This is a genomic window from Pseudomonas psychrophila, assembly GCF_001043005.1.
Classification (GTDB): Bacteria; Pseudomonadota; Gammaproteobacteria; order Pseudomonadales; family Pseudomonadaceae; genus Aquipseudomonas; species Aquipseudomonas psychrophila.
In genome coordinates, this window is the sequence record NZ_JYKZ01000001.1 from 191,634 (window position 1) to 212,513 (window position 20,880).

20 protein-coding genes and 1 tRNA gene are annotated in these 20,880 nt (G+C 57.7%); 9 read left to right on the plus strand and 12 right to left on the minus strand.

What is annotated here, in order from left to right; translation table 11 throughout:
- Nucleotides 1–233: 233 nt before the first annotated feature.
- Entirely contained in the window at nucleotides 234–956 is a 723-nt protein-coding gene (locus TU76_RS00865) for a pirin family protein (protein WP_019827511.1), read from the plus strand.
- Between the two features lie 627 nt (nucleotides 957–1,583).
- On the opposite strand, the gene TU76_RS00870 is transcribed toward TU76_RS00865, so the two are convergent.
- From TU76_RS00870 to dapA, 5 genes are all read right to left on the minus strand, one after another.
- Nucleotides 1,584–1,673 (minus strand) — tRNA-Ser (locus TU76_RS00870).
- Nucleotides 1,674–1,764: 91 nt separating this feature from the next.
- Nucleotides 1,765–2,478, minus strand: coding sequence for a phosphoribosylaminoimidazolesuccinocarboxamide synthase (gene purC, locus TU76_RS00875; protein WP_019410660.1), 714 nt, complete (start codon nucleotides 2,476–2,478; stop codon nucleotides 1,765–1,767).
- A 28-nt stretch (nucleotides 2,479–2,506) separates the two neighbouring features.
- A complete protein-coding gene (locus tag TU76_RS00880) occupies nucleotides 2,507–3,265 on the minus strand; it encodes an MBL fold metallo-hydrolase (protein WP_046809678.1) in 759 nt (252 codons plus the stop codon).
- A 4-nt stretch (nucleotides 3,266–3,269) separates the two neighbouring features.
- Complete coding sequence (gene bamC / locus TU76_RS00885; RefSeq protein ID WP_019827509.1) at nucleotides 3,270–4,385, minus strand: outer membrane protein assembly factor BamC; 1,116 nt, start codon at nucleotides 4,383–4,385, stop codon at nucleotides 3,270–3,272.
- Between the two features lie 17 nt (nucleotides 4,386–4,402).
- On the minus strand, nucleotides 4,403–5,281 hold the full coding sequence (gene dapA, locus TU76_RS00890) for a 4-hydroxy-tetrahydrodipicolinate synthase (RefSeq protein ID WP_019827507.1): 879 nt from the start codon (nucleotides 5,279–5,281) through the stop codon (nucleotides 4,403–4,405).
- A gap of 327 nt (nucleotides 5,282–5,608) precedes the next feature.
- On the opposite strand from dapA, the gene TU76_RS00895 reads away from it, so the two are divergent.
- Nucleotides 5,609–6,169 carry a glycine cleavage system transcriptional repressor gene (locus TU76_RS00895; RefSeq protein WP_019827506.1) on the plus strand — a complete coding sequence of 187 codons (561 nt, stop codon included), beginning with the start codon at nucleotides 5,609–5,611 and terminating at the stop codon, nucleotides 6,167–6,169.
- A gap of 13 nt (nucleotides 6,170–6,182) precedes the next feature.
- The gene (locus TU76_RS00900; RefSeq protein ID WP_019827504.1) at nucleotides 6,183–6,656 is read left to right on the plus strand and encodes a peroxiredoxin; all 474 of its coding nucleotides are present in this window, start codon (nucleotides 6,183–6,185) and stop codon (nucleotides 6,654–6,656) included.
- Between the two features lie 178 nt (nucleotides 6,657–6,834).
- Here the strand turns inward: TU76_RS00900 and queF are convergent, their stop codons facing one another.
- The gene (gene queF, locus TU76_RS00905) at nucleotides 6,835–7,665 is read right to left on the minus strand and encodes an NADPH-dependent 7-cyano-7-deazaguanine reductase QueF (RefSeq protein ID WP_048350868.1); all 831 of its coding nucleotides are present in this window, start codon (nucleotides 7,663–7,665) and stop codon (nucleotides 6,835–6,837) included.
- An 81-nt stretch (nucleotides 7,666–7,746) separates the two neighbouring features.
- A complete protein-coding gene (gene copI / locus TU76_RS00910; RefSeq protein WP_048350869.1) occupies nucleotides 7,747–8,283 on the minus strand; it encodes a copper-resistant cuproprotein CopI in 537 nt (178 codons plus the stop codon).
- 154 nt (nucleotides 8,284–8,437) lie between these two features.
- Between copI and TU76_RS00915 the strand changes: the two genes are divergently transcribed.
- Together TU76_RS00915 and TU76_RS00920 are read left to right on the plus strand one after the other, a co-directional pair.
- Nucleotides 8,438–9,118, plus strand: coding sequence for a heavy metal response regulator transcription factor (locus TU76_RS00915; protein WP_019827501.1), 681 nt, complete (start codon nucleotides 8,438–8,440; stop codon nucleotides 9,116–9,118).
- Nucleotides 9,118–10,467: a heavy metal sensor histidine kinase gene (locus TU76_RS00920; protein WP_019827500.1), complete on the plus strand. Its 1,350-nt coding sequence runs from the start codon at nucleotides 9,118–9,120 to the stop codon at nucleotides 10,465–10,467. Before TU76_RS00915 ends, TU76_RS00920 begins: the two co-directional genes overlap by 1 nt.
- A 103-nt stretch (nucleotides 10,468–10,570) precedes the next feature.
- Here the strand turns inward: TU76_RS00920 and TU76_RS00925 are convergent, their stop codons facing one another.
- The 3 genes from TU76_RS00925 to TU76_RS00935 all read right to left on the minus strand — a co-directional run bounded on the left by TU76_RS00925 (nucleotide 10,571) and on the right by TU76_RS00935 (nucleotide 13,820).
- Nucleotides 10,571–11,815, minus strand: a complete 1,245-nt coding sequence (locus TU76_RS00925; RefSeq protein WP_048350870.1) for a lipoprotein-releasing ABC transporter permease subunit — start codon at nucleotides 11,813–11,815, stop codon at nucleotides 10,571–10,573.
- Nucleotides 11,816–11,878: 63 nt separating this feature from the next.
- Entirely contained in the window at nucleotides 11,879–12,562 is a 684-nt protein-coding gene (gene lolD, locus TU76_RS00930; protein WP_162207949.1) for a lipoprotein-releasing ABC transporter ATP-binding protein LolD, read from the minus strand.
- 7 nt (nucleotides 12,563–12,569) lie between these two features.
- The gene (locus TU76_RS00935; RefSeq protein WP_019827497.1) at nucleotides 12,570–13,820 is read right to left on the minus strand and encodes a lipoprotein-releasing ABC transporter permease subunit; all 1,251 of its coding nucleotides are present in this window, start codon (nucleotides 13,818–13,820) and stop codon (nucleotides 12,570–12,572) included.
- Nucleotides 13,821–13,914: 94 nt separating this feature from the next.
- Here TU76_RS00935 and TU76_RS00940 point away from each other — a divergent pair, with 94 nt between their 5' ends.
- Together TU76_RS00940 and TU76_RS00945 are read left to right on the plus strand one after the other, a co-directional pair.
- Complete coding sequence (locus TU76_RS00940) at nucleotides 13,915–14,499, plus strand: PilZ domain-containing protein (RefSeq protein ID WP_019827496.1); 585 nt, start codon at nucleotides 13,915–13,917, stop codon at nucleotides 14,497–14,499.
- Between the two features lie 36 nt (nucleotides 14,500–14,535).
- Nucleotides 14,536–15,258, plus strand: a complete 723-nt coding sequence (locus TU76_RS00945; RefSeq protein ID WP_046809671.1) for a glycerophosphodiester phosphodiesterase — start codon at nucleotides 14,536–14,538, stop codon at nucleotides 15,256–15,258.
- A 42-nt stretch (nucleotides 15,259–15,300) separates the two neighbouring features.
- Here TU76_RS00945 and sthA read toward each other — a convergent pair whose 3' ends face one another.
- On the minus strand, nucleotides 15,301–16,695 hold the full coding sequence (gene sthA / locus TU76_RS00950) for a Si-specific NAD(P)(+) transhydrogenase (protein ID WP_048350871.1): 1,395 nt from the start codon (nucleotides 16,693–16,695) through the stop codon (nucleotides 15,301–15,303).
- 268 nt (nucleotides 16,696–16,963) lie between these two features.
- Here sthA and TU76_RS00955 point away from each other — a divergent pair, with 268 nt between their 5' ends.
- Nucleotides 16,964–17,527: a chalcone isomerase family protein gene (locus tag TU76_RS00955; protein WP_046809670.1), complete on the plus strand. Its 564-nt coding sequence runs from the start codon at nucleotides 16,964–16,966 to the stop codon at nucleotides 17,525–17,527.
- Nucleotides 17,528–17,682: 155 nt separating this feature from the next.
- The gene (gene tcuC, locus TU76_RS00960) at nucleotides 17,683–18,981 is read left to right on the plus strand and encodes an MFS transporter (RefSeq protein ID WP_019827492.1); all 1,299 of its coding nucleotides are present in this window, start codon (nucleotides 17,683–17,685) and stop codon (nucleotides 18,979–18,981) included.
- 225 nt (nucleotides 18,982–19,206) lie between these two features.
- On the opposite strand, the gene TU76_RS00965 is transcribed toward tcuC, so the two are convergent.
- Nucleotides 19,207–20,670 carry a glyceraldehyde-3-phosphate dehydrogenase gene (locus tag TU76_RS00965; protein ID WP_037032646.1) on the minus strand — a complete coding sequence of 488 codons (1,464 nt, stop codon included), beginning with the start codon at nucleotides 20,668–20,670 and terminating at the stop codon, nucleotides 19,207–19,209.
- Between the last annotated feature and the right edge of the window lie 210 nt (nucleotides 20,671–20,880).

Genomic DNA, 20,880 nt, shown 5'->3' on the forward strand with positions numbered 1-20,880 from the left:
GAGCAGTTGCATGAACGAATTTCCCTGTGGGCTTACCAATGTTGCGCTGCTTACCGCCTGATGTTTAAGCGCAGATCAGGAGCGAACGCAGGAAAATAATACGTGATAAATCCGAAAAAATTGTCAACCGTGAAGAGACAGTGTTTCAGTTTCCATCTACTTAATTCATCCAAGATCAACCATTAAGCTTCTCTCCATTCGGACGAATCAACGTCCACACAGGAGATGTCATCATGCTTACCCTTCGCAAAGCATCTGATCGCGGCGCCGCCAACCATGGCTGGTTGAAATCCTTCCACACCTTCTCATTTGCCAACTATCGCAACCTGGATGAGCAAGGGTTCTCCGACCTGCTGGTGATCAACGACGACCGCGTGGCAGCGGGTAAAGGCTTCGGCCAGCACCCCCATCGCGACATGGAAATTTTCTCCTACGTGCTCGACGGTGCGCTGGAGCATAAGGACACTCTGGGCACCGGCTCGGTAATCCGCCCGGGTGACGTGCAATTGATGAGCGCCGGCAGCGGCGTGGCACACAGCGAGTACAACCACTCGCACAGTGAGCCTGTGCACTTTTTACAAATCTGGATCGTGCCTGAGGTGGCTGGCGCCAAACCCCGCTATCAGCAAGAGCATTTCGACACGCAGAAGAAACGCGGGCGACTGCAACTGATCATCTCGCCCGATGGCGCCGATGGTTCGCTCCACGTACGCCAGAATGCCCGGGTGTACGCTGCCCTGATAGACGGCAACGAAAGCGCCACGCTGGAACTTGCCGCCGACCGCTACGCCTATGTGCATGTGGCACGTGGCAGCGTCGAACTCAACGGCATGGCCCTGCAGGAAGGTGACGGCGTGCGAGTACGCAAGGAGCAACGGTTGACCTTGAGCAATGGCAGTGACGCCGAAGTGTTGGTGTTCGATCTGCGGGCGCAGGAATTGCCGCAGATGCCGTGAGGCACACCTCGGTACCGCTCGCCCAATGAGTAACGGGCGAGTGGGACGCTCTGAGAATGGTTTCTATGCAGAGGCAGTTGGCGGGGAATATCCGCCGTCACGCACAAAACCACTCACTTGTTTGATTCGACGACGTGCCAGGTAAGCCATTGGGTTAGATCACTGTGAGGTTCGACAGGAAAGTAATGCATCCCATAGTCGTCTGAGGACAGGCTGAAATACATTCCTTTAGAACTGTTGAGCATTACTTGTTCCCTGTTCGCAAGTCATCCGTTACGCCAATGCATCAATCGTTGCAGCCGACTCTGCGCAGCGTTCCCTCGGAGCACCCCAATCTACAACAACGTCGAATTGAGCGTTGGAGCTTCGCCAAAGAACCAAATCAGCCAATCGCCAGTTGACCGTTGTGCCGAAATTAAACTGGCGGGGATTTCATTTTTAATGAAGTGGATACCGCTTAATATCACGGCTACAAGCTTAACTCTGGCGCTACCCCGAGGATTTTTCACCTACCAACCCGCAAGACTGATCGGAAAGTGCCAAGCGGATTTCCGAGGGGATAGGAGTGGTCAAATGCCGGATACGAAAAAGCCCCGCAGACCTTCATCTGCGGGGCTTTCGTAATAATGGCGGAGAGATAGGGATTCGAACCCTAGGTACTGTCGCCAGTACAACGGATTTCGAATCCGTCCCATTCGGCCACTCTGGCATCTCTCCAACGGCGCGCATCATAACGCGGTTTCTGATTATGGCAAAGCCTTTTTTCAAAAAAACCGCGTGCTATCAGTTGCTTGCGCGCCTTTACAGCTTAAAGCGGGACGCCGAGGCGGTTGGCAACTTCTTCGTAGGCTTCAATGACGTCGCCCAGACCCTGACGGAAGCGGTCCTTGTCCATTTTCTTGCCAGTGGCCTTGTCCCACAGACGGCAGCCGTCCGGGCTGAACTCGTCACCCAGAACGATCGAGCCGTCATGGAATACGCCGAATTCAAGCTTGAAATCCACCAGCAGCAAGCCAGCGTCGTCGAACAATTTGTTCAGTACATCGTTGACCTTGAGCGACAGTTCTTTCATGCGAACCAGTTGCTCGGCAGTGCCCCAACCGAATGCCACGACGTGGGATTCGTTGATGAACGGGTCGCCCTTGGCGTCGTCCTTGAGGAACAGTTCAAAGGTGTACGGGTTGAGCTTCATGCCCTCTTCGACACCCAGGCGCTTGACCAGGCTGCCTGCCGCGTAGTTACGCACAACGCATTCGACAGGGATCATGTCGAGCTTTTTAACCAGGCACTCGTTGTCACCCAGCAGTTTGTCGAATTGGGTCGGCACGCCGGCTTCTTCGAGTTTCTGCATGATGAAGGCGTTGAACTTGTTGTTCACCATACCTTTGCGATCAAGCTGTTCAATACGCTTGCCGTCGAACGCCGAGGTGTCGTTGCGAAACAGCAGGATCAAGCGGTTTTCGTCGTCGGTCTTGTAAACCGATTTCGCTTTACCGCGATAGAGTTCTTCACGTTTTTCCATGATGGGCTCCGCATGCTAAGTAGGTGGGCTAGGCGATTGTGCGCCAGTCGAGCCCTGAATCTTGATCGGCCAGTTGCAGCCAGTCCGGGTCGCACCCAAGGGTGTCGACAAAACATTGCCGGGCCAGCTGCGGCAGGTTGTTCTTGCTGCTGAGGTGTGCCAGTACAAGGTGTTGCAGATCTTGCCAGCCCAACTCGGCCACCAGGCTTGCAGCCTGATGGTTGTTCAAATGTCCTTCCTGGCCCCCTACCCGCTGCTTGAGAAAAGCAGGGTAGTGACCACGGGCAAGCAGGTCGCGGCAATGGTTTGCCTCGATCATCAGTGCATCCAGGTTGCGGTAGCTGTCCAGCACACCCGCGCAGTACGAGCCCAGGTCGGTCAGCAAGCCAAACCGCCGTTTGCCGTCACTGAACACGTATTGGGTGGGTTCCTGAGCATCATGGGCCACAAGGGTCACACTGATAGTCAACGCCCCGACTTGCAATGTCTGGCCACCGGCAACGTATCCGGCCGGCTCCAGGGGCTTGCGCATCCCGCGATGAGTGCCCCGACTCATGTACACCGGCAAATTGTAGCGCCGAGACAGCAAACCCACGCCATGCACGTGGTCGGCATGTTCGTGGGTTACCAGAATCGCGCTCAGCTGGTGCGGGCTAACGCCCAACCTGGCCAAGCGACGCTCGGTTTCTCGCAAGGAGAAACCGCAATCGACCAGTACATAAGTCTTGTCGCTGGTTATCAGCGTGCCATTCCCTTGGCTACCACTGCCGAGAACGGCAAAGCGCATGGAATCAGCCCAGGTTGTCTTGGATGACGCCCAACACTTTGCGCGCCACTTCTGGCGAGGCAACGGTGTTGATGTTTTCTTCGACAGTCACTTGCACGCTGTCACCGACCTTGCTCAGGCGTACCTGATAGCGCTGGGCGCGGGCTTCAACTTCTTCCTTGTCCGGTTTGCTGCCGAAGAGACCGGAGAAGAAACCAGGTTTCTCGTCCTTCTTCTCGGCTTTTTCGGCGAGGTTGATGTAGTACAGGCCCAAGGTACGGTTGATGTCTTCAACGCGCCATTCGCCTTGTTCAAGCGCACGACCCACACTGGACCAGGCACGATCGAGGTCTTCGGTCAGCGTCAGTACCGGGTTGCCGCTGCCGTCTTCGTTCAGACTGACGCGCGCCGGGGTGTCGAAATCACGCGCTGCGAGCAGCGAAACCGAACCGCCCTTCTCGGCATCACGGTTCATGCTGATCAGCATTTCATCAACCAGGGCTGCATCCAGACCGGTGTTGACAGAGCGGGCGGCGAAGTCGACGTTGGCAGTGCTGCCTGCAGGACGGTTGGCACTGACGACATAGATTTCACTGGTGTTGCGCTGAACACCCGGCTCGATGCGAACCCGCAGGCGGGTCTCGCTGTCGGCGGCCAGGCCGCTGCTGCCAACGTGGCGGGCCATCGGAGCCGAAAGCTCGTCAGCACGCTGCCAGGTCGTTGTGAACTCCCCGGTTTGCGGGCGCTGTTCATCAATGCTGAAACCGTTGTCCTGGAAGAACTGCATTGCCACCGGCCAGACTTCTGACGGGGAGCGTTGCGCCATCACCCAACGGCTGTCGCCGCTTTTTTGAAGGCTGAAGTCACTGGCATTGGCGGCCACAGCCAATGGTTGTGGACGCGGCACCTCAAACTCGCCCTTGACGTTGTCGTCAGGCACGTTGCTCGGGATCGGCAACAGCGGTACTAGGCGTTTGTCAGTATGGACACCTGGTGGCAACTGCATGGGAGGGGTTTGACGCGCTTCCAGGTAATCGCTGCCACGGTCACGGAAATACCCATCTTGACCCCACAGCCAACCGCAACCGCTGGTGCTGGAAATAATCACGGCTAGTGCGGAAAGTCCGGCCAATCGCTTCATGCGTAGTGCTTCCTCAATTAAACCAAGACACCGGACTGGCGCATTGCCTGACGCAGTGGTTCGTGGCAAGGCTCGCTGAGCCAGGTGAGAGGCAGACGGATACCGTCCGACATCAAGCCCATCTCATGCAGCGCCCATTTCACGGGGATAGGGTTGGATTCGATAAACAGGGTTTTATTGAGCGGCATCAGCTTTTCGTGAAGCGCGCGGGCAGTGACGGCATCGCCACGCATCGCAGCGGCGCACAGGTCGCTCATGTCTCGCGGGGCAACGTTGGCGGTCACCGAGATATTGCCTTTGCCGCCGAGCAGGATCAGCTCGACTGCAGTCGCGTCGTCACCGGAGTACACCAGGAAGTCACTGCTGACACCTGACAGGATGGCCGGTACGCGGGACAGATCGCCGGTGGCTTCCTTGATGCCGATGATGTTCGGCACAGTCGACAGGCGCACAACGGTTGCCGGCAGCATGTCGCAGGCAGTACGGCCCGGGACGTTGTAAAGGATCTGCGGGATATCGACCGCTTCGGCGATGGCCTTGAAGTGCTGATACAAGCCTTCCTGGGTCGGCTTGTTGTAATACGGAGTCACCAGCAGACATGCATCGGCGCCAGCGGCCTTCGCATTGGTGGTCAGCTCGATCGCTTCACGCGTCGAGTTGGCGCCCGTACCGGCGATCACCGGGATACGCCCTGCAACCTGTTTGACAACGTGACGAATCACTTCGATGTGTTCGTTCACATCCAGAGTTGCCGATTCACCTGTGGTGCCAACGGCAACAATGGCGTTGGTGCCCTCTTGCAGGTGAAAGTCCACCAGTTTGCTCAGAGCGTCCCAATCAAGACGACCTTGTGCATCCATGGGTGTGACCAGTGCCACCATACTGCCCGCAATCATGCAACCGCTCCTGCCGGAAAAAGAGAGCCGTAATGGTACTGGCGCCATGACCCTTGCACAAGCAACAGCGCGCCCGATGAGCATTCCCCTTAGCGTTGCTTTTCGCTACCCTTCAGCCTTTGATTGGTACTGATGTGCGCGCAAGTCTGTTTCACAGGCCTTCAGCAAGCGCCCAAAGCCCCGCCCAAACGCCGCCAAGCGCGGTTTGCAGAGCCTGCAAACCGCCTGTAACGCTGTATTGGCGGGCCTCTGGCGCTGACGTGTTGCCTGATATTCAACTCGCTCGCTATCGACCGTACTGACCGCTCATCGTTTTAGGAAGGCTGCATGTCCACCCCCACAGTCCGCGAACAATTCCTTGTCATCAGTGCCCTTGGCGCCAACCCAATGGAGCTGACTAACGTCCTGTGTCGCGCCAGCCATGAAAATCGCTGCGCCGTCGTAACTTCGCGCCTGACTCGCCACGGCGAATGCAGTGCGCTGATCCTGGAAATAACAGGCAGCTGGGACGCCCTGGCGCGCCTTGAAGCCGGCTTGCCCACCCTCGCCAAAAAACATGCTTTCAGTGTGAATGTCGTGCGCAGTGCCGCCCTCGAAACCCGCCCGCAAGCACTGCCCTATGTAGCCTATGTGAGCTCGGCCTACCGCTCGGACATCATCAACGAGCTGTGCCAGTTCTTCATGGACCACAACGTAGAGCTGGAAAACCTGACATGCGACACCTATCAGGCCCCACAAACCGGCGGCACCATGCTTAATGCCACGTTCACCGTGACCTTGCCGGCCGGCATACAAATCAGCTGGCTGCGCGATCAGTTCCTGGACTTCGCCGATGCGCTGAACCTGGATGCCCTGATCGAACCGTGGCGCCCACAGAACCCGATGTAAGGAAACCGACTCAATGGCCGTTGCAATTGACCAACCCGTAGACGACTTCCAGATCCCGGCTACCAGCGAGCAAACCGTCACGTTGTCGGGACTCAAAGGCAAGCAGGTGGTGATTTACTTCTACCCAAAGGACAGCACCCCGGGCTGTACCACTGAAGGCCAGGGTTTTCGCGACCATTACGCTGAGTTTCAGGCGGCCAACACCGAAGTATTTGGTGTGTCCCGCGACAGCCTCAAGTCCCATGAGAACTTCAAGGCCAAGCAAGGTTTTCCGTTTGAGTTGCTGAGCGACAAGGACGAGGCCCTGTGTCAGCTGTTTGATGTGATCAAGCTGAAAAAGCTGTACGGCAAGGAGTACATGGGCGTTGATCGCAGCACATTCCTGATCGACAAGGACGGCGTGTTGCGTCAGGAGTGGCGCGGCGTAAAAGTACCGGGCCATGTCGAGGCGGTGCTGGAACAGGCCAAGGCGCTGAATCAGCGCTGAAGTCCCAACTGCTGTGTAGCCGCTGCCGAAGGCTGCGATAAGGCCCGAAGGGCCTTCAAAACAGGGTAGCTACGCCACCCTGCGGCAGCGGCTACAGGAAAACGGCAACTGTGGGAGCGAGCAGGCTCGCTCCCACAATAGGGCCTGACCTACAACAGAGTATCTACAGGATTTGCTGTTACTGACGCACCAGCCGCACATTCTGGAACTCGACTGCTTCGGTGCTGCGGTACGGGTTGATATCCAGCCCGCCACGGCGCACGTAGCGCGCATACACGGTCAGCGTCTCGGGCTTGAGTAAACGCTGCAAGTCGAGAAAGATCCGCTCCACACATTGCTCGTGAAAATCCGAATGCTGGCGAAAGCTCACCAGGTACGCCAGCAAACTGGCGTGATCCAGCGCTGCGCCACGGTACTCCACCACTACCGTGCCCCAGTCAGGTTGGCTGGTAACCGGGCAGTTGGATTTGAGCAAGTGGCTGTAGACGCTCTCTTCAACAATCTGTGAGTCATCGCACTTGAGCAATTCAGGACGCGGCTGCTCGTAATCGCTGACGGTGATATCCAGGTCATCAATGCATACGCCTGGCAAAACGCCTACGCCATCAGCCTGAACATCATTCAGGCTGCGCACACGCACGCTCACAGGTTTGCCGGATGCTGCTGACAAATCCGCCTGCAATGTCGCTTCAAGGCTTGGTGTATCCGCAAAAACGCTCTGATTCAACGAGTTCAAGTACAACTTGAAGGACTTGGACTCGACGATATTCGGCGAATCGGCGGCAAAGCAGAACTCGCCAATGGCTACAACCGGCTTGCCCGATGGCAACAGCCACGACAGTTCGAAGCAGGTCCAGAAATCCACGCCGACATAAGGCAGGGTTTCGGCGCTCAGTCCCAGCTCGGCCCATTTCGCCGCACGCGGGATAGGGAACAGCAAGGACGGGGTGTAGGTGCTGATGTATTCACTGGACTTGCCCAGCGGGGAATGTTCGGCGGCGGGATGCATGACAAAAACCTGGCTAGAAAAACCCGGTAATTCTATCGGGTTTGAGCCAGGCTTTCAGCGCTCACTGACGATCAGAACGTTTTAAGGCGCAACGTTGACCTTGCCGACCATGCCCGCCTGGTAGTGACCGGGCACGTTACAGGCGAATTCCAGGTTGTCGGCCCGGGCGAAGGTCCAGGTCAGTTCAGCGGTTTTACCCGGCTCGACCAGCACACTGTTGGGGTCATCATGCTTCATGCCGGGCATGTCCATCGAGCCGTGGCCCATGGATGAGTGATCCATGCCCCCTCGCCCCATACCCGTTGGGGTGAGCATGCCGCTTTGCTGCATCTGGAGCATTTCCTTCTGATGCGCCGCGTGCATCGCCGCATCACCCAGATTGAACTCATGCAGTAACTGCCCTTTGTTGACCAGTACAAAACGAACGGTCTCACCGGCTTTCACGTCCAGGGATGTGGGCGCGAACGCGATATCGGTCATGTTGATCTCAACCGTGCGGGTAGCACTGGCGGCAGGCGCTGGCTGGCCAAACTCAGCGTGATCTGCAGGTGATGCCATGACTGGCAAGCTCAGGGCCAACAAACAGCCCGCGAGCGACAAACGGTTACGTACAGTCATACTTACTCCCAGAAACCATAGGTGAGGCTTACCGCCACTTTAATATCCCGGTACTGGCATTCAACTGTCCGTAAGATTACAAATTTGTCAGCTTGAACCTACATAACGAGCACCAAGGTATAAGTCTGAGGTTAATTTTTACGATGAGTCGACCATGAAACTGCTGATTGTCGAAGACCAGGTCAAAACCGGACAGTACTTGCGCCAGGGCTTGAGCGAGGCCGGGTTTACCACCGAACTGGCCGCCGACGGCATTACCGGACAACACCTGGCATTGACCGGCGATTACTCGCTGCTGATTCTCGATGTCATGCTGCCGGGCCGCGATGGCTGGCAGATCCTGCAAGCAGTGCGCAGTGCCGGCCTGACCTTGCCCGTTTTATTTTTGACCGCACGGGATGCTGTCGACGACCGGGTTCACGGACTGGAGCTTGGGGCTGACGACTACCTGGTCAAGCCATTTGCATTTTCTGAATTGCTGGCACGGGTGCGCAGCCTGTTGCGCCGCGGCAGTAACGCTCCCCAGGAGACCAGCCTGCAGCTGGCCGACTTGCGTCTGGACCTTATCCGCCGTCGCGCAGAGCGCAACAGCCAGCGCATAGACCTGACCGCCAAGGAGTTCTCCCTGCTGGAGTTGCTGTTGCGTCGCCAGGGCGAAGTCCTGCCTAAATCCCTGATCGCTTCACAGGTGTGGGACATGAACTTTGACAGCGACACCAACGTCATCGAAGTCGCGATTCGCCGCCTGCGCCTGAAAATCGACGACACCCATGAGCAAAAGCTGATCCATACCGTACGGGGCATGGGCTACGTACTCGAAGAGCGCAGCAGTTGATGCGCAACCTGTCACTGAGCAGCCGCCTGGCGCTGTTATTTGCTGGCTGTACCGCGGTGGTGTCGCTGTTTGCCGGGGTGCTGTTCGGACGGGCCAGTGAAGTGCACTTCGTTGAACTTGATCAGCAACTGATGGAAAGCCGCCTGGCGGTCCTGCGCAGTACACTGCAAGGGGCGGACACCCTGGAACGCTTCACCCAGCGCCTACCGGCACTGCTGCAGGACCTGGCCCACCAGCCGGACCTTGCAGTGAGGGTTCGCGGTCAAGACGGGCACCTGTGGTTTGACAGCTCACCGCGCCTGCCGCTGGAACTTGCGACCCAGCCCGGGTTGGGCAGCCTGCAAATTAATGGCACCGATTACCGTGTGCTGGTGCCACAAAACGACACCCCAAACACTCCACATCTGACGCTGCTACTGGACATCACTCACCACCAGCACTTTCTTCAACGCATGCAGCGCCTGATCTGGATGACCGTCGGCCTCTCAGCGCTGGCCACGGCAATTCTCGGTGCGTGGGCGGCCCGTAGCGGCTTGCGCCCCTTGCGCCGCATGAGTGCGATTGCAGCCAGCGTTTCGGCCGACTCACTTAACGCTCGCCTGCCCCAGGAGCAGATGCCGGCTGAGCTGGCAGACCTGGCAATAGCTTTCAACGCCATGCTGGAGCGTCTGGACGGTTCATTTCAACGATTGTCGGCGTTCTCCGCCGATATTGCGCATGAGTTGCGCACACCACTGTCCAACTTGCTGACCCACACCCAAGTCACCCTCACCCGCCCAAGAAACATTGAAGAGTATCGCGAGGCACTGCACAGCAACCTTGAGGAGCTGCAATGGATGGCGCAGTTGGTCAACGACATGTTGTACCTGGCCAAGGCCGATCATGGCTTGCTCACACCCCGCCGCGAACCGTTGGACCTTGGCAATGAAGTGGATGCGTTGCTGGAGTTTTACGCACTATTGGCAGAAGACTCTCAGATCGAACTGACCCGCCAGGGCAACGCGCACATTGCAGGCGACCGCAGCATGTTGCGGCGCGCCCTGTCCAACCTGCTGGACAACGCACTGCGCTATACGCCGGGAGGCGGTGCGATCAAGGTACTGATTGAGGCTGTGCCCAGCAGTGTGCGCATCAGCATTGAGAACACTGGGCCGGGGATTCCTGCAGAACTGCTGCCGCGTTTGTTTGACCGGTTTTATCGGGCAGACCCTGCCCGCCGTGAAGGCAGTAGCGAGCATGCAGGGTTGGGACTGGCGATCACCCAATCGATCATTCGCGCCCACGGCGGGCAGATCAGGTGTGAGTCGCAGGAAGGGATGACGCGGTTTGTGATTGAGTTGCCTGTCTGACCGGTTTACTTAACTGTGGGAGCGGGCTTGCTCGCGATGGCATCGACGCGGTGTGACTTAAACACCGCGCAGCTTGCATCGCGAGCAAGCCCGCTCCCACCTGTCAGGAATAGCGCAAAGCATGGGCCGGCTGGATTTTGGCCGCCCGGTACGCAGGATACAGCGTCGCCAGAAAGCTCAACACAAAGCCCGCACCACAGATCAGCGCGACATCGCCGCCTTGCAACTCAGACGGCAGGTTACTGACGAAGTACACGTCGGAACTGAAGATATGCTGCCCGGAAACCCGCTCCATCCAGCCCACCAGTTCGCTGACATTCAACGCTGCTATCACCCCAAGCACTCCGCCGATCAAGGTTCCGACGATACCGATCACCGTGCCCTGCACCATGAAAATGGCCATGATCTGACGCGGTGTAGCACCGATGGTGCGCAGGATCGCGATGTCCGCGCCCTTGTCGTTCACCACCATGATCAGCGTGGCAATGATGTTGAACGCAGCAACGGCAACGATCATCAGCAGCAACAGGCCGATCATGGTTTTTTCCATTTTCATGGCACTGAACAGACTGCCCTGGGTATGGGTCCAGTCATCTGCCTTGTAAGCGGCCCCCAAGCCCCCAGCGACTTGCTGTGATACCTGCGGTGCCGCGTACAAGTCCTTGACCGCCAGGCGCACGCTTTGCACCTGATTGGGCTCCCAATGCTGGATGGCTGCAGCATCTGCCATATGGATCAAGCCCATGGTGCCATCCAGCTCGGCCCCTACCTTGAAGATGCCCACCACATTCAAGCGCTGCAAACGCGGGGTAATCCCGCCTGGCGCGGTACTGGCTTCAGGCACGATCAAGGTGATTTTGTCGCCCACAGTCAGGCGAAAACGCCGAGCGGTGAGGTCGCCCAGCACCACGCCAAACTCACCAGGCTTCAGGTCTTCAAGACTGCCCTGCGCAATATGCTGGGTCACGATCGAGACCTTGCCTTCCTGCGCCGGGTCGATGCCGCTGATCTGGATCGGCTGCATCGAACCCTTAAAGGACAGCATGCCGTCTAATTCGGTAAAAGGTACGGCCGCCGTGACCTCGGGGTTCTTCATCGCGGCATCGGCCACCGGGCGCCAGTCATCAATCGGCTTTACGCCAACGATGGTCGCGTGCGGCACCATGCCAAGGATGCGGTTACTCATTTCGCGCTGAAAACCGTTCATCACCGATAACACCACGATCATCGCCAGCACGCCCAGGGCGAGGCCGATCATCGAAGTCATGGAGATAAACGAAACAAAACGATTGCGGCGCTTGGCGCGGGTATAGCGCGTGCCGATAAAAATCGATAACGGTCTGAACATTCGCGGGCACCGTATAAAAATTGAATACCCGACACCCGCTTGCAGGCGTCGGGTTCTGGCCGATCAGATCGGGGTCAGACGACCGTCCTGCAGGTGCAACACGCGGTCCATCTGGCGGGCCAGATTCATGTCGTGAGTCACCACCAGGAACGCAGTGCGCATCGAAGTGCTGAGTTCCAGCATCAGGTCCTGGATACCCTGGGCGGTGTGGGAGTCAAGGTTGCCCGTAGGCTCATCGAGCATCACCAGTCCCGGCTTGTTGACCAGTGCGCGGGCAATCGCCACACGCTGACGCTCGCCACCCGACAGTTCCGATGGCTTGTGCTCCAGTCGATGACCCAGGCCAACACGGGTCAACAGTGCTGTCGCACGTTCGCGCGCCTCGGGGATCGCCGTCTTGCCGATCAACAATGGCATGCAGACGTTTTCCAGAGCGGTGAACTCAGGCAGCAAGTGGTGGAACTGATAAACGAAACCCAGCGAACGATTACGCAACAGGCCTCGGGCCTTTTCGCCCAGCGCCGACAGCTCTTCACCTGCCAGCCAGACGCTGCCGGTGGTCGGGGTATCGAGGCCGCCGAGCATATTGAGCAACGTACTCTTGCCCGAGCCCGAGGTGCCGACAATCGCTACACGCTCACCGGGGTGCAGCTCAAGCTGCAGGCCCGACAGTACAACCACCGACTCAGGGCCTTCCTCGTAGGACTTGCCAAGGTCGCGGCAACTCAACACTGCTTGTTCTTTCATGCCCAACTCACTCATAACGAAGCGCCTGCGCAGGCTGGGTGCGCGCAGCACGCCAGGCCGGGTACAAGGTCGCGAGGAAACTCAGAACCAATGCCGCACCGCACACCATCAACACGTCCTGCGCCTGCAATTGCGACGGCAGGTAGTCGATGAAATACACGTCGGCATTGAGAAACTTGTGCCCGATCAGGCCTTCGAGCGCGGAGATTGCCGCACTGACGTTGAGCGCCGCAAGCATGCCGACCACCGCACCGATCGCGGTTCCGACCACACCGATCACAGTGCCTTGCACCATAAAGGTGGCCATGATCGTGCCCGGTGTCGCACCCAGGGTGCGCAGGATCGCGATATCGCCCTTCTTGTCATTGACCACCATCACCAGCGTGGAAATGATGTTGAAGGCGGCCACGGCCACGATCAGCAACAGCAGCAGGCCGATCATGGCTTTTTCCATGCGGATGGCCTGGTACAGATTGCCGTGGGTACGGGTCCAGTCACGGGCGTAATACTGACTTTCGCCCAGCTGCTGGGCGATTTCCCACGCGGTGCGTGGCGCCTCGAACAGGTCATCGAACTTCAACCGCAGCCCTTGCACCTGATCGGGCTTCCAGCGTTGCAAGCGTGCCAGATCCTGCAAATTGGTGATGCCAAGGTAGCCGTCGATCTCACCGGCGCCGACATGAAAAATGCCCTGCACGGTGAATCGCTTCATCCGCGGGAACATGCCAGCCGGGGTCACGGTGACTTCCGGCGCGACAAAGGTCAGCTTGTCGCCAATGGCCACACCGAGCTTTTTCGCGGCCTTGTCGCCGATGATGATGCCAAAGCTGCCGGGGGTCAGCGAATCGAGCTGCCCCTGCTGCATGAACTGATCAATGATCGAGACATTGTGCTCCTGCGCCGGATCGATGGCATTGAGCAGTACCTTCTGCACATTGCCGTCGTTGGTCAGCAGCCCCTGCATCTGGGTGAAAGGCGCCACGGCCTCCACTTTCGGGTTTTGCTTGACCCTGGCGGCCAGGCTTTGCCAGTCGCTGATCGGTTGATCGCCGACGATAGTCGCGTGGGGCACCATGCCCAGCACGCGGGTGCGCATCTCATGATCGAAGCCGTTCATCACCGACAACACCACAATCATCACGACCACGCCGAGGGCGAGTCCGATCATTGAAGTCAGAGAAATGAACGACACAAAATGATTGCGGCGCTTTGCACGGGTATAACGCGTGCCGATAAATAAAGAGAGAGGTCTGAACATGTCGGGGCTTGTTCGAGGGAAAAGAAGACGTCCTTGTGGCGGGGCCTGATAAGCAGCTTTACACTCAGACCACAGCCGCCATCACGGGTTCGCCATGTCGACATTAAATGACGCAGATCGCCGCGAATACTACCGTATCGAGGATATGATCGCACTGGAAATAACCCCGCTGTCAGCCCTCGAAGCTGCGAGCAGCGAAGTGTTGCAGGATGCGTCGCCATTGTTCAATTTGCTCAGTGAATTGCACCTGAGCGAATTTGAGTCCCAACACCTGCTGCGCCAGATCAGCGAACGTGACCGTACACTTTCCAGCTACCTTAAAACCCTGAACAAACGTGTCGAACTGCTCAGCCAGATTGTCGCGCAAACCGTAATGGGCAAGATCGGCGAACTGCAGCCGGTCAAACTGTCCGAAGGTGATATCGAGTTTCATCATCCGCTGGCCTGCCCGGCGGGCAATCACCTTTCGATCAAGCTGGTTCTGATGCCGCAAGCCCTGGGCTTGCTGCTGCGAGCCCGCGTCATCGATTGCCGGGCACAGGGTGACCGCTACACAATCATCGCCGAATTTGAATCCATCACCGATACCCAGCGCCAGCTTCTGGCGCGCTATATTTTGCAAAAACAGGCTCAGGCACGGCGCCTGGCCCGCGAACAAAACGAATCTGCGGCCGAATAAGCACCAGGCCGTGAGCACTCTTTACAAGGAGCAATTGTGACTCTGATTTATGGCCATCGCGGCGCCAAGGGCGAAGCACCGGAAAACACTCTTGCCAGCTTTGAGCAATGCCTCAAGCATGGTGTCCGTCGCTGTGAACTCGACCTGCACTTGTCCAAAGATGGCGAGTTGATGGTTATCCACGACCCCACTCTAAAGCGCACCACCGACCGGCGCGGCAAGGTGATCGAACACACTGCCGCCGACCTCGCGACCTATGACGCACGCAAGGGCGGCCCGGGCTGGATGCACCCGTGCCCGATCCCGCGTCTTGAAGAGCTGTTTGAAAAGTGCGATTTCGAACACTGGCAACTGGAAGTCAAAAGCGCCTCACGCACCCGCGCAGCAACTACCGTGCTGGCGATTCGTGAAATGGCGGTACGTCACGGCCTCATGGACAAAGTCACCGTCACATCAAGCTCGCGGGAAGTTCTCAAGGCCGCTCTGGAATTGACCCCGGACCTGTCACGCGGACTGGTAGCCGAATACGCATGGCTCGACCCGATCAAGGTCGCCCAGAGTTATGGCTGCGAGATATTGGCGCTCAATTGGACACTCTGTACGCCTGAACGCCTTGAGAAGGCGCAGCGCCAGGGTTTGCATGTGTCGGTGTGGACAGTCAACGAACCTGCGCTGATGCGCAGGCTCGCCGACTTCGGCGTAGATAGCCTGATTACAGACTTTCCCGGTTTGGCCACTGCCACCCTTGGGAATGGCTGAAATCGGTCTCCCCGGCCGGCTCAGGCCACCGGCCGGAGCCGCTTAAAAAAGCCGGTTGAGGCCATCATAAGCAGCTACCCGATAGGCTTCGGCCATGGTCGGGTAGTTGAACGTGGTGTTCACAAAGTACTTAAGGGTGTTGAGTTCACCCGGCTGGTTCATGATCGCCTGACCGATATGCACGATCTCTGAAGCCTGGTAGCCGAAGCAGTGAACACCCAGTACTTCCAGGGTTTCACGGTGGAACAGGATTTTCAGCATGCCCTGAGGCTCACCGGCAATCTGTGCCCGCGCCATGCTCTTGAAGAAAGCCTTGCCCACTTCGTACGGCACCTTGGCCTGGGTCAGCTCCTGCTCGTTCTTGCCGATCGAGCTGATCTCCGGAATGGTGTAAATCCCGGTGGGTACATCATTGACAAAACGCCAGCTGCCGTTATCCACGATGCTACCCGCAGCCGAACGACCCTGGTCGTGCGCAGCACTGGCCAGGCTTGGCCAGCCGATCACATCGCCCGCGGCAAAAATGTTGGGCACGGTGGTGCGGTAGTTCTCATCAACCGTGATCTGGCCACGGCCGTTGGCCTTGATGCCAATGTTTTCCAACCCCAGCTGGTCGGTGTTGCCGGTACGGCCGTTACACCAGAGCAAGGCATCGGCCTTGATCTTCTTGCCCGACTTGAGGTGCAGGATCACGCCGTTTTCGACACCTTCAACACGCTCGTACTCTTCGTTGTGGCGCACGGTGATGTTGTTGTTGCTGAAGTGGTAGCTCAACGCCTGGGAGATCTCGGAGTCGAGGAAGCTCAGCAGTTGTTCGCGGTTATCCACCAACTCGACCAACACACCCAGACCACTGAAAATCGACGCGTATTCACAACCGATCACGCCGGCACCGTAAACAATCAGCTTACGCGGGGTGTGGCCCAGGCTCAGGATGGTGTCGCTATCGTAGATACGGGAGTGGCTGAAATCGATATCGGCCGGGCGATAAGGACGCGAGCCGGTGGCAACGATGATTTGCTTGGCCATCAGGGTTTCGACTACGCCATTGGCGCAGACCACTTCGATGGTTTGCTCGTCGGTGAAACTGCCGGTGCCGAAGAACAGGTCTACGCGATTGCGGGCGTAGTAGCCGGTGCGCGAGGCGACCTGCTTGGAGATGACTTTTTCGGCGCTTTTCAGTACGTCCGGAAACGAGAACCAGCGCGGTTCGCCAATGGCCCGAAACATCGGATTGGTGTTGAACTGCATGATCTGGCGAACCGAGTGACGCAGGGCTTTGGACGGGATAGTGCCCAAGTGCGTGCAGTTGCCGCCGACCTGACGTCGGCTATCGACCATCGCTACCTTGCGCCCTGCTTTTGCGGCGTTCATTGCCGCACCTTCTCCTGCCGGGCCGGAACCCAGTACCACTACGTCGTAGTTGTAGACAGCCATGCGTACTCCTCAGAACAGGCCGTGGCACCCCTATGGGCACCTGCGGCTAAATCATGTCGCGGCCAGCGCCATGAAGGATCAAAACGTGGGGCACAGTCTATAGAAGCCTGAACGCCGCGAACATTAACCCTTGGTCTGGTCGTTGCCTATTTTTGCATTCACTACATCGATTTGCGCAGGGTGACTAACGGCTACGGGTCGGGCAAAACCGCATTAATCGTAAAACTGGCATAACCTCTATCAACCCACCGATCAGAGCCCATCCATCATGCGCCAGATGTTGATCGTACTTTTACTGATGTACAGCGCCAGCAGCCTGGCAGACCAGGCTGAACGATTGAAAGAAGCTAACTTCCCCACCCAATGGCGAGATGACTCGCAGGTGATGGAGCGTAAAGGCCAGATCGTACTGACCTATCTGTGGGCCGACATTTACGCCGCCGCGCTGTTCACTAAACCCGACACAAGCCCGCAACAGGCCTTCAACGAACAGCGCGACTTGCGCCTTGAGCTGTTCTATTTACGCGATCTGGATCACAGCGATATCACTAAGGCATCCTCCACTATCCTCGAGCGCCAACACCCCGCCGCCACCCTGGCCAGCCTCGATGCCGGGCTAAAAAAACTGCAGGCCAGCTTTGGCAATATCAAGCGCGGCGATCGCTATGCCCTGGACTACAACCCCCGCCGTGGACTTAACGTCGAACGTAATGGCGCCGTTATTTTCAACAGCCAAAACCATGAACTGGCCAAAGCCTATCTGGGAATCTGGCTCGCACCCGAAGGTTTGCCCGACAACCTTCGCCTCGCTTTACTGGCGCAACAGCCCTAGCCCGCTCGTGTAGCGACGACAAATGTTGCCTACATATTTTGATACACATATGGTTACAAAACTGTTTTGCACAATGGCGTACGCCTTGAACTTGCAGTGAGGACGAGTAAAAACACGGATTGCGCATAAAAACAGATAATAGCGGGTGATTTCAGATGGCCTCCAGTACGGGCAAAGGCAAGGCGATTTTTCGCGTTGTCAGCGGTAACTTCCTAGAGATGTTCGACTTCATGGTCTTTGGCTTTTACGCCACGGCCATTGCCAAAACCTTCTTTCCAAGCGATAGCGCTTTTGCCTCACTGATGCTCGCCCTGGCGACTTTCGGTGCTGGCTTCCTGATGCGCCCACTGGGTGCGATTTTCCTCGGCGCCTACATCGACCGTCATGGCCGCCGCAAAGGGCTGATCATTACCCTCGCACTGATGGCCATGGGCACCGTGCTGATTGCCTGCGTGCCGGGCTACGCCACCCTGGGTGTGGCGGCTCCTCTGCTGGTATTGCTCGGTCGCTTGCTGCAAGGCTTTTCGGCTGGCGTGGAACTGGGCGGCGTGTCGGTGTACCTGGCTGAAATTGCCACACCGGGGCGCAAAGGCTTCTTCGTCAGCTGGCAATCTGCAAGCCAGCAGGCGGCAGTGGTATTTGCCGGTTTGCTCGGGGTTGGCCTAAACCACTGGCTGAGCCCCGAAGAGATGGGTGAATGGGGCTGGCGCATCCCGTTTCTGCTGGGTTGCATGATCGTCCCGGTGATTTTTGTAATCCGTCGTTCAATGGAAGAAACCCCTGAGTTCGAAGCTCGCAAACATCACCCTACCCTGGGGGAAATCATGCGCTCTATCAGGCTGAATTTTGGTCTGGTACTGGGTGGCATGGCGCTGGTCGTAATGACGACCGTGTCGTTCTATCTGATCACCGCCTACACCCCGACATTCGGCAAGGCAGAGCTGCACCTCACCGACCTTGAAGCCTTGCTGGTGACGGTGTGCATTGGCCTGTCGAACTTCTTCTGGCTGCCGGTCATGGGCGCGCTGTCAGACAAGATTGGGCGCAAGCCGCTGCTGCTGGGCGCAACCATCCTTGCGATCCTGACGGCCTATCCTGCACTGTCATGGCTGGTGGCCAACCCAAGCTTTAGCCACCTGCTGATTGTAGAGCTGTGGTTGTCCTTCCTGTATGGCTCGTACAACGGTGCAATGGTGGTTGCCCTGACCGAAATCATGCCGATTGAAGTGCGCACCACCGGGTTTTCACTGGCTTACAGCCTGGCGACTGCGACCTTCGGCGGCTTTACCCCGGCGGCCTGCACCTACCTGATCCACGTACTGGACAACAAGGCCGCTCCCGGCCTGTGGCTGACCGGTGCGGCAGTGCTGGGGTTGATTGCAACCGTGGTGTTGTTCCGTGGCAATCAGCACCAGTTGCGTACGGCGCAATCGGCAATACCGAGTAACGCCTGACACAAAAGCCGTAGCAGCTGCCGAAGGAACGAGGCTGCGTCCGGCGGCGAAGCCGTCGTAAACCCTGAGTACCAGTAGTAACTGGCACACCGCGGTTTACGATCTTGCGACGGCTTTGCCGCCGGACGCAGCCTCGCTCCGCTCCTCAGCTGCTACGGGACGTGAATATTCGCGCAAACAAAAACGCCCCGAACCAGTCGGGGCGTTTTCAATTGCGGCGCTTGCTTAGCGTGGGAACGCTGGCGGGTTAACCCCGGCCATATCTTCCATCACGCGTACTACCTGGCAGCTGTAACCGAATTCGTTGTCGTACCAAACGTACAGCACAACGCGGTTGTCATTGCAGATAGTGGCTTCAGCATCCACAACACCAGCGTGACGCGAACCTACGAAGTCAGTGGAAACCACTTCCTGCGAGCTCACGTAGTCGATTTGCTTGTGCAGATCGGAGTGCAACGCCATGTGGCGCAGGTACTCGTTCATTTCTTCACGGGTAGCCGGCTTCTCAAGGTTCAGATTGAGGATGGCCATCGACACGTTTGGCGTCGGAACGCGGATCGCGTTACCGGTCAGCTTGCCGGCCAGCTCAGGCAGGGCCTTGGCAGCAGCGGTAGCAGCACCGGTCTCGGTGATAACCATGTTCAGCGCAGCGCTGCGACCACGGCGATCGCCCTTGTGGAAGTTGTCGATCAGGTTCTGGTCGTTGGTGTACGAGTGAACCGTTTCAACGTGACCGTTGACGATGCCGAACTTGTCGTTGACAGCCTTGAGCACCGGCACGATGGCGTTGGTGGTGCAGGATGCCGCCGAAACGATCTTGTCGTCAGCAGTGATTTCGCCGTGGTTGATGCCGTGAACGATGTTCTTCAGCTTGCCCTTGCCCGGTGCGGTCAAGACAACGCGGTCGATACCTGGGCACTGCAAGTGCTGGCCCAGGCCATCTGCGTCACGCCATACACCGGTGTTGTCCACCAGCAGCGCGTTCTGAATGCCGTACTGGGTGTAATCCACCTCGGTAGGGTTCTTCGCGTAGATCACCTGAATCAGGTTGCCGTTGGCGGTGATGGTGTTGTTGGCTTCATCGACAACGATGGTGCCATCGAACGGGCCATGTACCGAGTCACGACGCAGCAGGCTTGCACGCTTGACCAGATCGTTGTCGGCGCCTTTGCGCACAACGATGGCACGCAGACGCAGACCGTCGCCACCACCGGTTTTCTCGATCAGGATGCGTGCCAGCAGACGACCGATACGACCGAAGCCGTACAGAACAACGTCAGTGCCTTTGCGTGCAGAAGCGTTTTGCTGACCCACTACATCGGCCAACTCTTCGCGTACAAACTGCTCAGCCGTGCGGCCATTGCCTTCGGCCTTGAACTTGACGGCCAGCTTGCCCAGGTCTACCGAGGCAGCGCCGAGCTTGAGCTCGCTCATTGCCTTGAGCAGAGGGAAAGTTTCGTGCACGGACAATTCGATATCATCGGACTGACGATGGCGAGCAAAACGGTGAGCTTTGAGAATCGCAATGACTGAACGGTTGATCAGGCTGCGGCCATAGATCGAGCTAACCACATTGTTATTGCGGTATAGCTGACCGATAAGCGGAATCATCGCTTCTGCGAGTGCTTCACGGTCGATCCATTCACCAAGACACTGGTCGGGCTTCTGAGTCACGGGAACCTTCCACATGTAGGGGCTGAAAAAAGGGGCTACATTATGCCGCTGCACCCATGCAGGGGCAATGCACGCCTGTCACACGCAGCTACTGAAACGATTAAGCACCCGTAAATATAGGCGAATATTTTTTTAACACTGGCCTTTTTATGGGTCTGCAGCCCTTGAGCTGCCCCTCTGGCCCCCCCATGTTCGATTACTCACGCTGATTTCAATGCTGTTAAA

Coding starts and splice junctions, on each gene's coding strand:
- TU76_RS00865 (WP_019827511.1), top strand. CDS start 234: ATGCTTACCCTTCGCAAAGCATCTGATCGCGGCGCCGCCAACCATGGC.
- purC (WP_019410660.1), bottom strand. CDS start 2,478: ATGGAAAAACGTGAAGAACTCTATCGCGGTAAAGCGAAATCGGTTTAC.
- TU76_RS00880 (WP_046809678.1), bottom strand. CDS start 3,265: ATGCGCTTTGCCGTTCTCGGCAGTGGTAGCCAAGGGAATGGCACGCTG.
- bamC (WP_019827509.1), bottom strand. CDS start 4,385: ATGAAGCGATTGGCCGGACTTTCCGCACTAGCCGTGATTATTTCCAGC.
- dapA (WP_019827507.1), bottom strand. CDS start 5,281: ATGATTGCGGGCAGTATGGTGGCACTGGTCACACCCATGGATGCACAA.
- TU76_RS00895 (WP_019827506.1), top strand. CDS start 5,609: ATGTCCACCCCCACAGTCCGCGAACAATTCCTTGTCATCAGTGCCCTT.
- TU76_RS00900 (WP_019827504.1), top strand. CDS start 6,183: ATGGCCGTTGCAATTGACCAACCCGTAGACGACTTCCAGATCCCGGCT.
- queF (WP_048350868.1), bottom strand. CDS start 7,665: ATGCATCCCGCCGCCGAACATTCCCCGCTGGGCAAGTCCAGTGAATAC.
- copI (WP_048350869.1), bottom strand. CDS start 8,283: ATGACTGTACGTAACCGTTTGTCGCTCGCGGGCTGTTTGTTGGCCCTG.
- TU76_RS00915 (WP_019827501.1), top strand. CDS start 8,438: ATGAAACTGCTGATTGTCGAAGACCAGGTCAAAACCGGACAGTACTTG.
- TU76_RS00920 (WP_019827500.1), top strand. CDS start 9,118: ATGCGCAACCTGTCACTGAGCAGCCGCCTGGCGCTGTTATTTGCTGGC.
- TU76_RS00925 (WP_048350870.1), bottom strand. CDS start 11,815: ATGTTCAGACCGTTATCGATTTTTATCGGCACGCGCTATACCCGCGCC.
- lolD (WP_162207949.1), bottom strand. CDS start 12,562: ATGAAAGAACAAGCAGTGTTGAGTTGCCGCGACCTTGGCAAGTCCTAC.
- TU76_RS00935 (WP_019827497.1), bottom strand. CDS start 13,820: ATGTTCAGACCTCTCTCTTTATTTATCGGCACGCGTTATACCCGTGCA.
- TU76_RS00940 (WP_019827496.1), top strand. CDS start 13,915: ATGTCGACATTAAATGACGCAGATCGCCGCGAATACTACCGTATCGAG.
- sthA (WP_048350871.1), bottom strand. CDS start 16,695: ATGGCTGTCTACAACTACGACGTAGTGGTACTGGGTTCCGGCCCGGCA.
- TU76_RS00955 (WP_046809670.1), top strand. CDS start 16,964: ATGCGCCAGATGTTGATCGTACTTTTACTGATGTACAGCGCCAGCAGC.
- tcuC (WP_019827492.1), top strand. CDS start 17,683: ATGGCCTCCAGTACGGGCAAAGGCAAGGCGATTTTTCGCGTTGTCAGC.
- TU76_RS00965 (WP_037032646.1), bottom strand. CDS start 20,670: ATGTGGAAGGTTCCCGTGACTCAGAAGCCCGACCAGTGTCTTGGTGAA.